This is a genomic window from Bradyrhizobium sp. 14AA, from assembly GCF_054185205.1.
The window spans coordinates 145172-158704 of sequence record NZ_JAVAYM010000020.1 but is presented as its reverse complement, the minus strand read 5'-3'; the positions used below and the strand labels follow the sequence as shown (position 1 = coordinate 158704).

General features: G+C 64.4%; 22 protein-coding genes. 10 read left to right on the top strand and 12 right to left on the bottom strand.

Annotation, left to right across the window (positions count from 1 at the left end; all coding sequences use genetic code 11):
* Positions 1-5: 5 nt before the first annotated feature.
* Positions 6-830 carry a helix-turn-helix domain-containing protein gene (locus RAD15_RS30485; RefSeq protein ID WP_458181975.1) on the top strand — a complete coding sequence of 275 codons (825 nt, stop codon included), beginning with the start codon at positions 6-8 and terminating at the stop codon, positions 828-830.
* Here the strand turns inward: RAD15_RS30485 and RAD15_RS30480 are convergent.
* Complete coding sequence (locus RAD15_RS30480) at positions 818-1618, bottom strand: thioesterase family protein (protein WP_458181973.1); 801 nt, start codon at positions 1616-1618, stop codon at positions 818-820. The two genes, RAD15_RS30485 and RAD15_RS30480, sit on opposite strands and share 13 nt — an antisense overlap.
* Positions 1619-1788: 170 nt before the next feature.
* On the opposite strand from RAD15_RS30480, the gene RAD15_RS30475 reads away from it, so the two are divergent.
* Positions 1789-2454 carry a DsbA family oxidoreductase gene (locus RAD15_RS30475; protein WP_458181971.1) on the top strand — a complete coding sequence of 222 codons (666 nt, stop codon included), beginning with the start codon at positions 1789-1791 and terminating at the stop codon, positions 2452-2454.
* Between the two features lie 5 nt (positions 2455-2459).
* On the opposite strand, the gene RAD15_RS30470 is transcribed toward RAD15_RS30475, so the two are convergent.
* The 3 genes from RAD15_RS30470 to RAD15_RS30460 form a co-directional block, all read right to left on the bottom strand.
* Positions 2460-3629, bottom strand: a complete 1170-nt coding sequence (locus tag RAD15_RS30470; RefSeq protein ID WP_458181969.1) for a GNAT family N-acetyltransferase — start codon at positions 3627-3629, stop codon at positions 2460-2462.
* Positions 3630-3769: 140 nt separating this feature from the next.
* Positions 3770-5209 carry a cytochrome c oxidase accessory protein CcoG gene (ccoG, locus tag RAD15_RS30465; protein ID WP_458181967.1) on the bottom strand — a complete coding sequence of 480 codons (1440 nt, stop codon included), beginning with the start codon at positions 5207-5209 and terminating at the stop codon, positions 3770-3772.
* Positions 5210-5240: 31 nt separating this feature from the next.
* The gene (locus tag RAD15_RS30460) at positions 5241-5558 is read right to left on the bottom strand and encodes an ArsR/SmtB family transcription factor (RefSeq protein WP_458181966.1); all 318 of its coding nucleotides are present in this window, start codon (positions 5556-5558) and stop codon (positions 5241-5243) included.
* Between the two features lie 95 nt (positions 5559-5653).
* Here RAD15_RS30460 and RAD15_RS30455 point away from each other — a divergent pair, with 95 nt between their 5' ends.
* The 3 genes from RAD15_RS30455 to RAD15_RS30445 are packed head-to-tail and all read left to right on the top strand — an operon-like array spanning position 5654 to position 6933.
* Positions 5654-6082 carry a YeeE/YedE family protein gene (locus RAD15_RS30455; protein ID WP_458181965.1) on the top strand — a complete coding sequence of 143 codons (429 nt, stop codon included), beginning with the start codon at positions 5654-5656 and terminating at the stop codon, positions 6080-6082.
* A 5-nt stretch (positions 6083-6087) separates the two neighbouring features.
* Positions 6088-6555 (top strand): DUF6691 family protein, encoded by a 468-nt coding sequence (locus tag RAD15_RS30450; RefSeq protein ID WP_458181964.1) that lies wholly within the window; start codon positions 6088-6090, stop codon positions 6553-6555.
* Positions 6556-6576: 21 nt separating this feature from the next.
* A complete protein-coding gene (locus RAD15_RS30445) occupies positions 6577-6933 on the top strand; it encodes a carboxymuconolactone decarboxylase family protein (RefSeq protein WP_458181962.1) in 357 nt (118 codons plus the stop codon).
* A gap of 78 nt (positions 6934-7011) precedes the next feature.
* Here the strand turns inward: RAD15_RS30445 and RAD15_RS30440 are convergent, their stop codons facing one another.
* Together RAD15_RS30440 and RAD15_RS30435 are read right to left on the bottom strand one after the other, a co-directional pair.
* On the bottom strand, positions 7012-7341 hold the full coding sequence (locus tag RAD15_RS30440) for a hypothetical protein (RefSeq protein ID WP_458181961.1): 330 nt from the start codon (positions 7339-7341) through the stop codon (positions 7012-7014).
* A 106-nt stretch (positions 7342-7447) separates the two neighbouring features.
* A complete protein-coding gene (locus RAD15_RS30435) occupies positions 7448-7852 on the bottom strand; it encodes a hypothetical protein (RefSeq protein WP_458181959.1) in 405 nt (134 codons plus the stop codon).
* 153 nt (positions 7853-8005) lie between these two features.
* Between RAD15_RS30435 and RAD15_RS30430 the strand changes: the two genes are divergently transcribed.
* The gene (locus RAD15_RS30430; RefSeq protein WP_458181957.1) at positions 8006-8239 is read left to right on the top strand and encodes a hypothetical protein; all 234 of its coding nucleotides are present in this window, start codon (positions 8006-8008) and stop codon (positions 8237-8239) included.
* 201 nt (positions 8240-8440) lie between these two features.
* Here the strand turns inward: RAD15_RS30430 and RAD15_RS30425 are convergent, their stop codons facing one another.
* The gene (locus RAD15_RS30425) at positions 8441-8683 is read right to left on the bottom strand and encodes a PilZ domain-containing protein (RefSeq protein WP_458182026.1); all 243 of its coding nucleotides are present in this window, start codon (positions 8681-8683) and stop codon (positions 8441-8443) included.
* A 184-nt stretch (positions 8684-8867) separates the two neighbouring features.
* Between RAD15_RS30425 and RAD15_RS30420 the strand changes: the two genes are divergently transcribed.
* The gene (locus RAD15_RS30420) at positions 8868-9161 is read left to right on the top strand and encodes an HdeA family protein (RefSeq protein WP_257196191.1); all 294 of its coding nucleotides are present in this window, start codon (positions 8868-8870) and stop codon (positions 9159-9161) included.
* A 130-nt stretch (positions 9162-9291) separates the two neighbouring features.
* On the opposite strand, the gene RAD15_RS30415 is transcribed toward RAD15_RS30420, so the two are convergent.
* Entirely contained in the window at positions 9292-9756 is a 465-nt protein-coding gene (locus RAD15_RS30415; protein WP_458181955.1) for a PaaI family thioesterase, read from the bottom strand.
* A 325-nt stretch (positions 9757-10081) separates the two neighbouring features.
* Between RAD15_RS30415 and RAD15_RS30410 the strand changes: the two genes are divergently transcribed.
* Both RAD15_RS30410 and RAD15_RS30405 read left to right on the top strand, forming a co-directional pair.
* Positions 10082-10378, top strand: a complete 297-nt coding sequence (locus tag RAD15_RS30410) for a hypothetical protein (protein WP_458181953.1) — start codon at positions 10082-10084, stop codon at positions 10376-10378.
* A 105-nt stretch (positions 10379-10483) separates the two neighbouring features.
* Positions 10484-10735, top strand: a complete 252-nt coding sequence (locus tag RAD15_RS30405; protein ID WP_458181951.1) for a hypothetical protein — start codon at positions 10484-10486, stop codon at positions 10733-10735.
* A gap of 12 nt (positions 10736-10747) precedes the next feature.
* On the opposite strand, the gene RAD15_RS30400 is transcribed toward RAD15_RS30405, so the two are convergent.
* The gene (locus RAD15_RS30400) at positions 10748-10981 is read right to left on the bottom strand and encodes a DUF6894 family protein (RefSeq protein WP_458181950.1); all 234 of its coding nucleotides are present in this window, start codon (positions 10979-10981) and stop codon (positions 10748-10750) included.
* Positions 10982-11187: 206 nt separating this feature from the next.
* On the bottom strand, positions 11188-11376 hold the full coding sequence (locus RAD15_RS30395) for a hypothetical protein (RefSeq protein ID WP_458181949.1): 189 nt from the start codon (positions 11374-11376) through the stop codon (positions 11188-11190).
* Positions 11377-11647: 271 nt separating this feature from the next.
* On the opposite strand from RAD15_RS30395, the gene RAD15_RS30390 reads away from it, so the two are divergent.
* Complete coding sequence (locus RAD15_RS30390; RefSeq protein ID WP_458181948.1) at positions 11648-11905, top strand: DUF2798 domain-containing protein; 258 nt, start codon at positions 11648-11650, stop codon at positions 11903-11905.
* A gap of 775 nt (positions 11906-12680) precedes the next feature.
* Here RAD15_RS30390 and RAD15_RS30385 read toward each other — a convergent pair.
* Both RAD15_RS30385 and RAD15_RS30380 read right to left on the bottom strand, forming a co-directional pair.
* Positions 12681-12848: a hypothetical protein gene (locus RAD15_RS30385; protein ID WP_458181946.1), complete on the bottom strand. Its 168-nt coding sequence runs from the start codon at positions 12846-12848 to the stop codon at positions 12681-12683.
* 159 nt (positions 12849-13007) lie between these two features.
* The gene (locus RAD15_RS30380) at positions 13008-13208 is read right to left on the bottom strand and encodes a hypothetical protein (RefSeq protein WP_458181945.1); all 201 of its coding nucleotides are present in this window, start codon (positions 13206-13208) and stop codon (positions 13008-13010) included.
* Positions 13209-13533: the final 325 nt, after the last annotated feature.

The window sequence follows — 13533 nt, the reverse complement described above, 5'->3', positions numbered from 1 at the left end:
GGCGGATGGACACACGCTCGTCCCGGCCATTGCGGCCGGTCAATCTCGTCGGTGATCTCCTGCGCGGCTGGCGCATGCGCCGTGCATTGAGCCAGGCGGAGCTCGCGTTCGAGGCCGGCATCTCGGTCAAGCATTTGAGCTATGTCGAGACCGGCAAGGCGGCAGCGAGCCGGGACATCCTCCTGCAACTTGCATCGGCTCTCGATCTGTCGCTGCGCGACCGCAACGCGTTGCTCGAGGCCGGCGGCTTCGCGCGGCAATATGGCGAGCGCGATCTGTCTGCGCCGGAGCTTGCCGAGGCGCGGCGTGCCATCGATCTTCTGCTCAGCCGTCACGAGCCGTTCCCCGCGATCGTGACCGATCGGCGCTGGAACGTGATGCAGGCCAACGGCGCCGCCTCGCGCCTGATGACCATGCTGCTCGGGCCGGAGCGTATGCAGCGGCCGCTCAATCACATGCGCATGTTCCTCGCGCGGGATGAGCTCAAGCCGTTTGTCGAGAACTGGCCGACTGTTGCGGCAGCTCTGCTGGCGCGTGCGCGCCACGAAGCGATGGCCGCGCCGCTCGATGAGGCCCTGCAATCGACCTTGCGCGAATTGATGCGGCTGCCGGAACTTCCTGCACCTGCGACCGAGGACAACGCCGCGCCGGGCCCGCTTTGCGAGGTGCGCCTGCGCAAGGGTGACGTCGGCATCGGCCTGATCGGTGCGGTTCTGACGCTCGGCACGCCGCAGGACGTGACGCTCCAGGAGCTTCGCGTCGAGATGTTCATGCCTGCCGATGCCGCATCCGAGGCCGCCCTGACCGCGCTTGCGGCTCAGGAGGCCTGAGCTTGCACCGCGGCGCGCCGCTCGAAGCTCATGGCCTGTATCACCTCCGCAAACGGACCGTGGCGATCGCTCAGTGTCGCCGTGGTGAGGCCCGCGCCATTGGCGCCGACGCGCGTGGCGGCGCGGATCAGGATCCATTCGCCCTCCGGCGGACGGAAGAAGTAGAGGCTGATCTCGGGATTGATGAAGGTCCAGCTGCGCATGTCGACGATCTGGGCGACGCCGCTGGAAAAGTCTGCGGCCTGTACGGCCTGGATCAGCGGCGTGTTCAGCTCGCCCTCGACCAGTGGCGCATCGAGCCGCATCCAGGCCGCTGCCGGGCCCGGCCTCTCGAGCGCGCCCTCGATCAGCCGCACCGACACGTTCTGGAAATAGCGGCTCCATTTCTGTGCGAAGGCGGGCGGCGGGCTGCCTGCCTCGGGCGCCTTGTCGAGCACCGCGGGCCTGGCGAAGGGATCGACCGGCGTCTCTCCGCCCGGCGCCGTCAGCAGCGCCGTGCAGCGGCCGATCTCGGTCTCGCCGTCCATCAGCCGCACCTGCAGGGTCTTGGCCTTGCGGCCGTCGCGCAATCGTTCGGTGTCGGTCCTGAAGGTGCGCAGGCCCGCCGGCCGCCAGAGATCGAAGGTCAGGCGCCGCACCGCAAAGCCCGATTCGTTTGCGAGATGCTCGACCTCGCGGGTCATCAGCGCGGTGGTGGCGCTTCCCTGCAACATGTCCGGCGACCACGGGCCGCCGGCAAGCTCCGTGGCCCGGAACTGATGGCCTTCCGGCTTGAAAATGGCGGTCATTGCGGTCTCCGCTTGGGCTTGATCGGGGCCGTGAGTATCGGGGCGGACGCAACCTGTCACAATAACCGCAGAGGTGAAGTCGTGAGCCATGCAGGACGGGTGCCTTGCGCCGTCCCCGGTTCGGCTTATCTTCCGGCGAACCCTTGAAGTGCCCGAAGGAGGCGCCTGACATGAGCACCCTCAAACCGCTCCAGATCGACGTGGTCTCCGACGTGGTGTGCCCGTGGTGCTATATCGGCAAGCACCGGATCGAGAGTGCGCTGGCGCTCGTGCCCGACGTTCCCGTCAAGCTCAATTTCCGTCCCTTCTTCCTCAATCCCTGGGTGCCGCGCGAGGGCATCAGCCGTGAGGCCTATCTCACCCAGAAGTTCGGCTCGGTCGAGGCCTATAAGGGCATCGCGGGGCGCGTCGTCGCGGCGGCCAGCGAGGAAGGTCTCGTCTACAAGCCCGAGCTGGTGGCGCGCCAGCCCAACACCACCGACTGCCACCGCCTGATCCTCTGGGCCGAGGCGATCGGCAAGGCCCCCGAGATGAAGCAGCGCCTGATGGAGCTGTATTTCCGCGACGGCGGCGATCTCACCGACGTGAACGTGCTGGTGCAGGCGGCCGCCGACATCGGCCTCGATGCCGACGACGTGCGCCGGCGCCTTGCCACCGACGAGGACGTCGCGCGCGTCTCGGCGGATGCACAGGAGGCTGCCGAGAAGGGCATCTCCGGCGTGCCGACCTACGTCTTCGCGCAGAAATACGCCGTGTCCGGCGCGCAGGATCCGAACCTGCTCGCCCGCGCCATCCGTCAGGTCTCCGAGGAAATCAACGCGCAGGCGGCGGAGTAGCTATCCTATTTACGAAGCAGGCGAACAGCGCCGCGCGCCGCCGCGTAGGCAATGCCGTACGCCGCGAGCGCCCCGCGGATGAGCGCCACGACCGGATCGTTGCGCCGGAGCGGGATCAGCACGTCGCCGATCGCGAAGCGTCCGCGCCAGATCGGGTTGATCATGGGGTGATCGGCGCTTGCCGTCGAATCCGCGCTGGCGATGGTGGGATCGGCGCAGAGATGGCGGGTGAGGTCGAGCGAGAGCTGTACGCCCGGCGAATACCTCGAAAAGCTTTCGTCGATGCCGAGCTTGAAGAAGAAGGCGCGGTCCTGATGGCGCAGCACGATGCCAGCGGCGACCGGCGTCGCGCCGGTGCGCAAGGTGACGATCTCGCACTGCGCGGTTTCCACCAGCGCCGTCACGGCGCGGCGGATGAAGGTCGCATCGCCGTCATGCTGGACCAGCGCGGTGCCGCGCTTGCCTTTCCAGCCGCTGGCTTCGAGCTGCAGGAAAGTTTCGAGCGCCGGTCCGATCTCGTCAGGTCGGCGGGCGACTTCGAACACGACGGGGCCATGCTCTTCGAGGCGATGACGCTGGCGACGCAGCTCCTTGAGCTTTTTGGCGCCGAACGCCTCGCGCAGCAGCGTCTCCCCGTCCTGCGTCGCATCGAGACTGGCGCGGATGTAGGAGGAGAGCACGCGCGGCTTCAGGCCGTCGCGGTTCAAAACCTGGTTGATCGAATTCATTGCCGCACCGTCGAGCGCGACGTCGTTCAGCACGAGCGCATGCGCGCCGGCCTCGCGGGCCCGCTGCAACAGACGCGTGGCCGCCTCGATCGGAGCGTCGCGGTCGATCAGCGGGCTGCACAGCGTGCCGTAGGGATGCGCGCTCACCAGGGCGGGCAGGGGAATCTTCATCGCCCGCCACAGCGAGATTACCGGCATCAGCCCGATCAGCCGCGTCGATGCTCCCTCGAATGCGGGCAGCGCCGAGGCGTCCGTGCGGCCGCGCGCGGTTGCGCTGACGGCGAGCTCCCAGCCCGGCAAATAATATCCGTTCGGCTCGATCGCGCGCTGCGCGAGCGCGCGCCATTGGCCGGTGTCGATCGCCGACAGTGGGACGCGCGCGTGCGCCATCGCGGCATCTGTTGCATGTGCCGGATTGATCGCAGCCTGATGCGCGATGTCGACCACGTCCCGTCGTCCCCGTTCAGGAGGCCATGCTTAGCGCAAAGATTGGAAAATACCGTTGGCGCGCCGTTTCAATTCGAGTGGTATTGTTAACGTCTCGTTGAGCATCCGGCGGCAGGCCGCCGGATACGCCAATGCGGACTTTACTGGTCGCCCGGTACGAAATGGTCGCGGGCGCTTGCGCGTCCACCGCCGGCGGTATCGGTGATGACGATGTCGATGTCGCGCGAGGTCTTCGGCAGGTCGGCGGGACCGACCTGCACCGACAATCGCACCTCGCGGGTCTGATCCTGCCCGACCTCGACGACCGGCTTGCCGTCGGGCCCGGTCTCGATGCCGGCGATGCGAATGGTCGCACCCGGCAGGCCCGAGAGCTCCAGTGCAAACGATCGTTGCGCGCCCTTGTTGAGGATGCGCACGGTGTAGTCGTTGCGGACCCCGCCATCGGAGAGTTGGACGAACAGCGGATTGCGCTCGTGCAGCACGTTGACGTCCATCGTCGCTCGGGTGGCGAGCGTGTAAAGCATGATGCTGCCTACGACGGCGATGGCGGCGACGTAGATCAGCGTGCGCGGACGGATGATCCGGTAGATCGGCGCCTTGCCCTCGCGGCGGCGCTGCATGTTGATGTCGGTGTCATAGCCGATCAGGCCTTTGGGCCGGCCGATCTCCTGCATGACGTTGTTGCAGGCGTCGATGCACAGGCCGCACTGGATGCAGCCGAGCTGGATGCCGTGGCGGATGTCGACGCCGGTCGGGCAGACATTGATGCATTGGCGGCAGTCGACACAGTCGCCGGCGACATCGCCGTGGATGCGGGCGGTCTCCGCTTTCTTCACCGACATGCGCGGCTCGCCGCGGTCGCGGCGATAGGTGACGTTGAGCGCCCATTCGTCGGTCAGCGCCGCCTGGATCCGAGGCCACGGGCACATGTAGATGCACATTTGCTCGCGAGCGTGACCGGCGAAGACGTAGGTCGTGGCGGTCAGGATGCCGATCCAGAGATAGGCGACGAACGGTGCCTGGAAAGTCGCCAGCTCCTTCACGAGCGTCGGTGCATCGTCGAAATAGAGCACCCAGGCGCCACCGGTCCACCACGCGATCATGATCCAGAGAAAGTGCTTCAGCGCGACCTTGCGAATGTGATCGAAGGTCCAGCCGCGCTTGTCGCCCAGCATGCGATCGCGCCGGTCGCCCTCGACCCAGCGCTCCACCGCGTAGAACAGGTCGGTCCAGACCGTCTGCGGACACATGTAGCCGCACCACAGCCGGCCGGCGACCGCGTTCATCAGGAACAGCGTCATGGCCGCGATGATGAGGAGGCCCGTGAAGTAGTAGACCTCCTGCGGCCACAGCTCGATGAAGAAGAAATAGAAGCGGCGATGCGGCAGATCGATCAGCACGGCCTGGTCGGGCAGACCTGGCCCGCGGTTCCAGCGCACGAAGGGCAGCAGGTAGTAGGTCCCGAGCGTGACGCAGAGGATCGCCCATTTGATGCGGCGGAACGGCCCGTGGACCGACTGCGGATAGACCTTCTTCCGCTTCTCGTAGAGTGGTCCTTCGATGAAGGTGTCGTCGGTCATGGCGCGCTCCCGCGTTTGCGCCGGCGAAGCCCTACGGTGCGCAGAAGAGGCGGTACAGCGTCTCCAGCATCGCGCGGACCTCCCGGCTCGCGATGCTGTAGTATATCGTCTGGCCTTCCCGCCTGGGTTTGACTAGGCTCAATGCGCGCATCTTGCCGAGATGCTGCGATAGCGCCGCCGAGGACAGGCCCGCGATCTCGGCGAGTTCGCCGACGGACTTTTCGCCGTCCAGCATGTTGCAGAGGACCAGCAGGCGCTTGGAATTGCCCATGGCGGTCAGGAGGCGGGAGGCCTCTTCGGCCTTCTGCTCCAGAGCGATCAATTCCTGATTGCGGGGCTTGCGGTTCATGGTCGGTCGATATATTAGTATATTCGAAAATAAGAAACAACTGAAATAAACGGTATTCCGTGCCCGCAAAGGGCGCTCTCGCTCCGGAGGGTCGAATGATCGCGACGTCTTTCACGCCAATGGCTTCACTTGCGGGCGGAGCGCTGATCGGCTTGGCCGCGGTTCTGTTGATGTGGGCGAAGGGACGGGTCGCCGGCGTCAGCGGCATCGCGGCGCGGTTGTTTCCTCCCTATGAGGACGGCGAATTCGCCGGCCGGCTCGCCTTCGTCGCCGGTCTCGTCGCTGCACCCGTGCTGGTGCGGCTCATTACGGGAAGCCTCCCGCCGCAGACGATTGAGGCGGGAACGGTAATCCTGGTTGTCGGCGGCCTGCTCACCGGCTTTGGCTCGGTGTGGGGCAGCGGCTGCACCTCCGGCCACGGGGTCTGTGGTCTGTCGCGACTCTCCACGCGTTCGCTGGTCGCAACCGTGACCTTCATGGCAACCGGCATGGCGACCGTCTTCGTGATGCGGCACTGGAGCTGACGCTGATGTCCATCCTCGTTCAATTCGTGATCGGTCTGGTCTTCGGACTCGGCCTCATCGTCTCCGGCATGTCAGATCCGGCGAAGGTTCTGAACTTCCTCGACGTCGGCGGCATTCCCGCGGGGACGTGGGATGCGAGCCTTGCCTTCGTGATGGCCGGCGCGGTGGTCGTGACCTTCATCGGCTTCGGTCGCGTCCTCAAGCTCGCGCGTCCGTTCTTCGCCGCACGATTCTATCTTCCAACGCGAAGCGACATCGATACGAGGATCATCGCGGGTCCTGCGATCTTCGGCATCGGCTGGGGTTTGGTCGGATTCTGTCCGGGGCCGGCGTTGACCGCGCTCGGCTTTGGTTCTTCCTCCGCCTTCATCTTCGTCGCCGCGATGTGCATCGGCATGGTGCTCGCGCGCTTCGTTGCGCAACTGCCGCAGCTGACGCGCTTCGTCACGCCGGCCGATCCGCTCGAAACCTGAAGTCACTGTAGAGAGTACATCATGGACAAGAACTACGTCGACATCACCAGGAACATCTCGGCCAACCTGAAAAAGCTGCGGAGCGACATTCCCGACACCATGAAGGGATTTTCCGTGCTCGCCCAGGCCGCCACGCGCGACGGCGCGCTGGACAAGAAGACCAAGGAGCTGATCGCTCTCGCGCTCGGTGTCGCCGCGCATTGCGACGGCTGCATCGGCTTTCACACCGAGGCGCTGGTCAAGCTCGGTGCAACCCGTGAAGAGCTCGAGGAAGCGCTCGGCATGACCGTCTACATGGGTGGCGGACCATCGCTGATGTACGCTGCTGATGCGATCGCAGCCTTCGAGCAGTTCCAGCAGCAATCGGTCGCCGCCTGACGGCGGTGATCCGATTCAGTCAAATGACAGGACCGGGCGAGTTGCCTCGTCCGGTCCCGCCCATCATCGCTTGATCAATTACCAGCGGTCACCGACACCGACGCCCACGCTGACGCCGGGCGTCCGGATGCCGACGCCGGCGCGCGGACCATCGTCCCAGTCGCGATAGGTGCGGCGCTCGTAATAGCGATCGCGCGGCATGGTCGCATAGGAGTCGCGTACGATCACGCGCGACCCGCCGCGAGTGCGATAGCAATTGCCGGCGTCATCACAGACCAGCCGGACTTCCTGAATGAGATCGGGGTTCGCGTATTCACTGGTTGTGTAGATATCCGCCGCCTTGGCACCGGTTGCCGCGGCCAGCGCACCGACACCTGCCAACAGCGCAATCGTGAATGTCCTCATCATGGCCTCCTCCAACACTGCCCTCGGCGGTAACAAGAAGGGGAGGCGGCGATCGTTCCGGCCAGATCAGGGGTTTTTCCTGGAACCGGCCGTTGTCGCCGGCTTGTTCCTAGATCGGTTCGTAAGTCTCGGTCCCGCAGATGTCGTCGGCTTCCGCCCGCCGGCGGTCGACGACCTTTCCGCCTGATATCGTCACGATGTAGGTCTGCGCGCCGAGCGCTGAGCCGGTTGCAGAGGTGAGCTGCGCGCGGACGCAGGCGGTCCAGCCCGGTCCTCGCACCTCGCGATGGGGTGGGGCGACGTGGACCTCGCGCGGATAGGAGGTGTTGAGGAAGACGACGTCGATCTGCTCGCGCACCAGGCGCTTTACGTCGGGGGCGGGTTCAGGCGGCGGCTGCTCGGTTTCCTTCATGCGCATGAACTCGGGCACGGGTGCGCGGCTGTCGGCAAAGCCGCAGGCACCGAGCGCGAGCGCGCCGGCGAGCAGCGCCGCATGAGCAATGATCCGCAACATCCGTGAAGGTCCCCCCGCGGGCCAACACATAGGCACGAATGCGATCGGGCGAAGTCCCACCCGATCAAGATTTGCTGATGTCTTGGAACCCCGGCATTTGCTATTTCGGAATTGCAGGCTAGTTTCTACCCCCAGACGAGGGGGATTGCACCAATGAGGATTTTGGTCATAGCAGCCGCGGTGCTGGCGCTGACGCTTGCCTCGGCGCAGGCGCAGATGGGTGGCGGCAGGCGCCAGCCCAACGAGGGCGGCCAGAAGGCGGACAACAAGCCCAAGGTCGACGAGAAGGCCTACAAGGCCGCGCTCGAGCGCATTCCTGAGCCCAAGGAGAAATACGATCCGTGGGGCGGGGCCCGTCCGGCCGAACCAGCCAAGAAGCCGAAATGAACTCGACGGGCACGGGCAACATGCCTGTGCCATTCGATTGCTTCCATCCATCCGGCGGACGACTTTTCGAAACCATCCTCGGCCGTCGCGCTCGCGCTCACTGCGCACGTGATCGCACGCGTGCGCCCTGCGCGGCCATCATATCAGGCAATCATGATCGTGCTGCGCATGTGATGCGAACGCTCGTTCACATCACGCGCACTACTGCACGAAAGCGAGGCCGATGCGTTTGTCGCTTCGCCACACAGCGCGGCAATTGCGCACGAAATTGTCGCACGAAATCGACAGCTTGAAGCTCTGCGGCAGTGCGACGGGACCGTCGAGATCGACGGCCGCGCCGCTAGACGACATGTTTCGCACCGTGCATGCGATTCCGCTGTTTTCAAAGATGATCCTTCCACCCTTGAAAACACGGTGACGCTGCGCTGCTCGTTTCTCGATCATCGGCGTTAATCCACAATCATGATTGTGAAGTAGTGCATAGAAATTACGTTGAACTAAACTCAATACTGGCGCTACTTGCACTGCGCTTCAGACTTCGTTTACGACGCTGAAGCGGACGATCACTTCCCGCCGACTTTCCCCACAAGCCTTTCCTTTATGGCGTTATGCGCCGATGGAGATTCCGATGAAGACCACGTTTTCGCTTCTGTTCGCCGCAGCGCTCTCGCTGTCGTCCATGCCCGCCCACGCCGTGAAGTGGGACCTCTCGACCATGAGCTGCAAGCAGTTCCTCGAGAGCGGCGAAGACAACATCCAGGTCGTGCTGACCTGGATGGACGGCTGGTACAAGGGCGACGAGGACAACGCGATCATCGACACCGACGTGTTCATCGAGAACGCCAAGAAGTTCGGTGCCTATTGCGGAAAGAATCCGACTGCCAGCATCGTCACCGCGGCCGACGAAGTGCTCGGCAAGTAATTTTTGAAGTAATTTTTGAAGTGCGCGGACCGAAGCGCGGATGCAATCGCGCTTCGGTCTCTCGCTTCGATGCGAAGGTGATGGAGAGCTGCGGTGCGCTTTGCGCTCACGCGGCTCTCTTCTTTTTGGATCAGCCCGGCAGCATCGCGAACGCGCTCGACACCATCGCAACCGGCTTGTTGTCGATGGCTGACAGCAGCGTGACGCGGCCAAAACTCATGGTGCGCCCGAGCCGCACCACGCGGGCGTCGGCGAGCACGTCCGAGGAGGAGACCGCACGCATGAAATGCGTGGTCTGGTCGACCGTGGTCATCGGACGATAGCCGCGATTGGCGGCCAGAATCGCGATCACCATCGCGGTGTCGGCGAGCGCCATCAGCGCCTGTCCGCAGACCACCCCGCCGTTCCGGCACAGCCGTTCCGAGAATGCCATGCGGAGCAGGGCGCCCGGCTGCCAGTCCGGCGCATCGGCCGGCTGTTCGTGCTCGATGCGCTCGACGGAGAGGTTGAGATCCTGGACCCAGGGCGCAAAGACCTCGCCGAGGATGCGTCTGGCGTCGTCGATGCCGAACCCGGATTCTGGCTGTGATGGCATTGCCGTCCTTCCCTGCTTTGTTGCCGCATGTTTCCGCCATTCTGCGGATTGGCGCGGCAAAGTCACCCGGTCTCGCGCCGGCCCCTTCGGCTTGAAAATGCCTGACTTCGCCCGATATGATGTCATGCTTGGGTACGGGTGGATGATGTTGCGTCGATATGTTCTCGTCTTATGTCTGGTTGTGCTCGGCCTCGCGCTGAACGGGTGCACCAAATGCGGCCCGATCTGGGACGACTGGCTGCACGCCCCGAAATCGTGCAGATCGTAGCGGGCCATGCGGCCCCGACCGGGCGATCCGCCTCAAGGATGATCTAAGGAGTAGATGATGAAGCTTTTCCGTTTGGCCGCGGTGTTGGCCGTGCTGGCGGGACCGGCCTATGCGCAAATGCCCAATCTGAATTTGCTGCAGGAAGGTCCGGGCAAGACCCCCGAAGAGAAGGCCGCCGATGCCGAGCGTGAAAGGGCCTACAAGGAAACGCTGAAGAAGATTCCGGATTCCAAGGCGTCCAACGATCCCTGGGGCGGCATGCGTTCCGATCCGCCGAAACAGCCGGCGGCGCCGAAGGCCTCGGCCGCCACCAGCGCGCCGAAGAAGACCAAGAGCGGCACGGCCGCCAACTGACCGCAGTTTCGTCCGGAGGCGGCAATGACGCCCCGGGCGGGACTCCTCTTCATCCAACCCGCTCCCTACATTTGGCCGAGAGTGCTGCGTAGAGGAGAGCGGGACATGGCCGATCGTCCGCGGGATCTCGCCGAGCGGATGGCGCGCCGGCGCAAGGGCGGCAAGCCGGGCCAGACGGCCGGCGACGGCTATCTGCGCGAGACCTTCACCCTGCCGCGCGCGGCGGCGCGGGAACGGGCGCAGGCCTTCTTCGCCCGCTATCCCAAGGCCGGTTACATGAGCGTGGTCGAGACCTGGCGCGAGCTGCCCGGCGGCGACATCGAATTCACCATGCGGCGACTGCCCAGCGCCGACTAGGCGCGGGCGCTGCTATTCCAGCGTTTCCGCAACGATGCGAATCCGGAACACGGGCTCCTTGGCCTCGTCCAGCAGCTCCATGTGCCACTCGGAGTTTTCCTGGAGCTTGCGGGCGATGCCGGCGGCCATGTCGGCGCAGACGTTGGTCATCTCCTTCCAGGCCGAATCGCGGTCGGCAAACTCCGACGCCTGATCCGCGCAGCCGGAATAGCGTCCGTTCCGGATTTGAAAGAAGTAGAGCGGCATGGCTGGTACCGATCGCGCGTAATGGCTCCGTCCCCAGGGCCATGGGCGCGCAGTCCAATCCCAAACGACCGTCAGATCAATTCCGGGCGGCTACGGAATACGCCCCATGGGGCGCCGCGGCTTCCTTGCAAGCCATGGTCTTTGAAAGCCATGGGCGTCCTGCGGCGCACAAGCGTGCCGCGCCGCGGGCGTCCCGGCGCTGCCGTTCAGGCGGTCTTGCGCCCGATCGCCTTCAGCTCGCGGTCGATGCGCAGCTGCACCCGCCGGATCGCCAGGAGATCAATCTTGGTCTCGGTCCGGCCGGTCTTGACCTGCTCGCCGATCCGGAATTGCCACTGCCAGACTCCCGGACTGGCCGTCTTGGCGACGGTGAACTCGACGCCCCTGTGATTCATGGTCACCTCCCACGATTCACCTTTCCATGACTGGAAACATGTTGTTCGCCATAATATTCCGGGGCAAGTAAAATCTGCCGGTAAGTCCCGGAGAGTTCACGGAAATCCCGAAAGCGCGCGGGCCCCGAATAATCCGACATCGGATTCCGGAAAGGGGCCGCGGACGGCCCGTGGTTCTCCGACCATGAACAGAGTTCCTGAGCGGTCCTTACGCGAGCACCGGCATGTGCCTTGCTTGGCCTGATGACGGCCACACAACACTGGTTCCATCATGCTCGGCATCCCCCGGCGCTACAGTCATTTCGTCTTCGGGATCATCCAGTCCGGATTGACCTCGCTGATCGCGGCGGGGATCGCCAGCCTGCCTGCGGCAGGCGCGGCGGTCTTCGTCGGGCACTGGATGGTGTCGTGGTTGATCGCCTGGGCCGCGATGCTGCCGGTCGTGCTGCTCGCGGCGCCCGCGATCCGCGCCTTCTCGCTGTGGTTGACGCAGGAGGAGGGCCGTTCGCAAACCGGCAGGCAGGCATGAAAAAAACCCCGCCTGGGGAGAGCCAAGCGGGGGAGAAGGTTATTGGAGGCTGAGGTGCTGGGCTGCAACACCATAGCCCGATGACCCTAGACGGCTCAGCTTACGACAGCCTGACAAGGCCACGAATCGGATCGCCTCCCGTAGCCACAAACAGAAAACCCCGCTCGGGGAGAGCGGGGTCGTCGGCTGGGTATGGAGGGCCCGGTGTTGGTCCACCGGGCAGGGCCAGACTAGGCGAGGAGGCTTACACGCGCCTGACGGCGGCGATGAAAGGGTGTGGATCAACGAGGCCGCAGACTGGCCCCGCACCCGTCCCAATTTCGACATCCGTTCGCACAACTGCGGACACACACGTCGGCAAGATTCCGAACCGATCGGCGAAGCCATGGGGGAAACGTGGCGCGCCGAGATCGGGGTGGCATCATGGACAACGTAGAGCGGTCATTTGCCGCCGCGACGGCGGCTGGCTTCATCGTGCTGGTCATCGGGCTCGTGCTGCTGGCGGTGCTGTAGGAGCGACGCGGACCTGCCGGGAGACGGCAACGGGGTGGCGGGCGGCGCCATGCACGCCGCCGCGTCCTTTCAAAACCTGCAAAACAACCCCATGCACAGTAGGCAGCAGGGGAATTTCGCTGTTCAATCAATGATTTAAGGTTGGTATTTAGGTACCGTAATCGGGCGAAAATTGCCTCGAGCGGCGATCGATTCCCGGCGGTCGCGGACAGAGCGGTGCCCGCTGCGCCGCGCGTCCGCGCAAAGCCGGTACTGGCAGGTCCTAGTGGACCTTGATCTCGTTCAGCGGCAGATGGAGCTCGGCGGCGCGCTCTTCGCGGTCCTTCTTGCGAAACTCGTTTTCCCTGCGCTCGAACTTCACCATCTCCTCATGCGCTGCTTCAAGCAGATGATTGCGCCGGGCCGTATCGCCGTGCGGGTTTTCGGTCATGACAGAGATCCCCGGAGTTTGCGGTCCCATCCCCACAACAAAGCCGGCAACCGCGGAAGGTTCGATGCCGCACGATTGCGGAATTATGACGACAGGCAGGCCGCGCGTCTTTGATGCGCGTCATGCTTTCGCTCGAAGACGGACGCTGCGGCTGCGCTGCTATGTGGGCGGTTGAAGTCCGGGAGACCTAACCCAGTCGTGCAGGTGATTTGCCACGTCGGCCTGACGCGCCTTCTTGAGCAGGGCGTCGCGCTCGGGGCCGGGTGGAAGCTTTGAAGCCTGCTCCCGGACCTGCTTCACCCATGCTTCGAGCCGAACCTGAAGCGTGAGCTGCTGTTTGAACCGCCGCCGCTTGGCCATGGCGCGCTCCTTTCCATGCGAGGAAGGCGGGAGCGCGATCGGCGTTCTCATCACCGATAGCAGCCACGGTCCGTGCGGTGATGATCCCATTGGGAGCCATTGAGGGATCGGCGTCTGTTCACTTGTGTGCACAAGGCGAATTGAGCTCCGAAGATTCGGGTTGGGACGCGGGAGCCAAAGATGCCGCCGGGGGGCCCTCTCAGGGTCCAGGAAATCTGATCCAGGAAATCTGATCCAGGAAATCTGATCCAGGAAATCTGATCGGGGCGCTCTCCAAAAAAATCGGCCTCAACTCAAACGGGCTGGAGGAGCTGAGGCCAAGTTG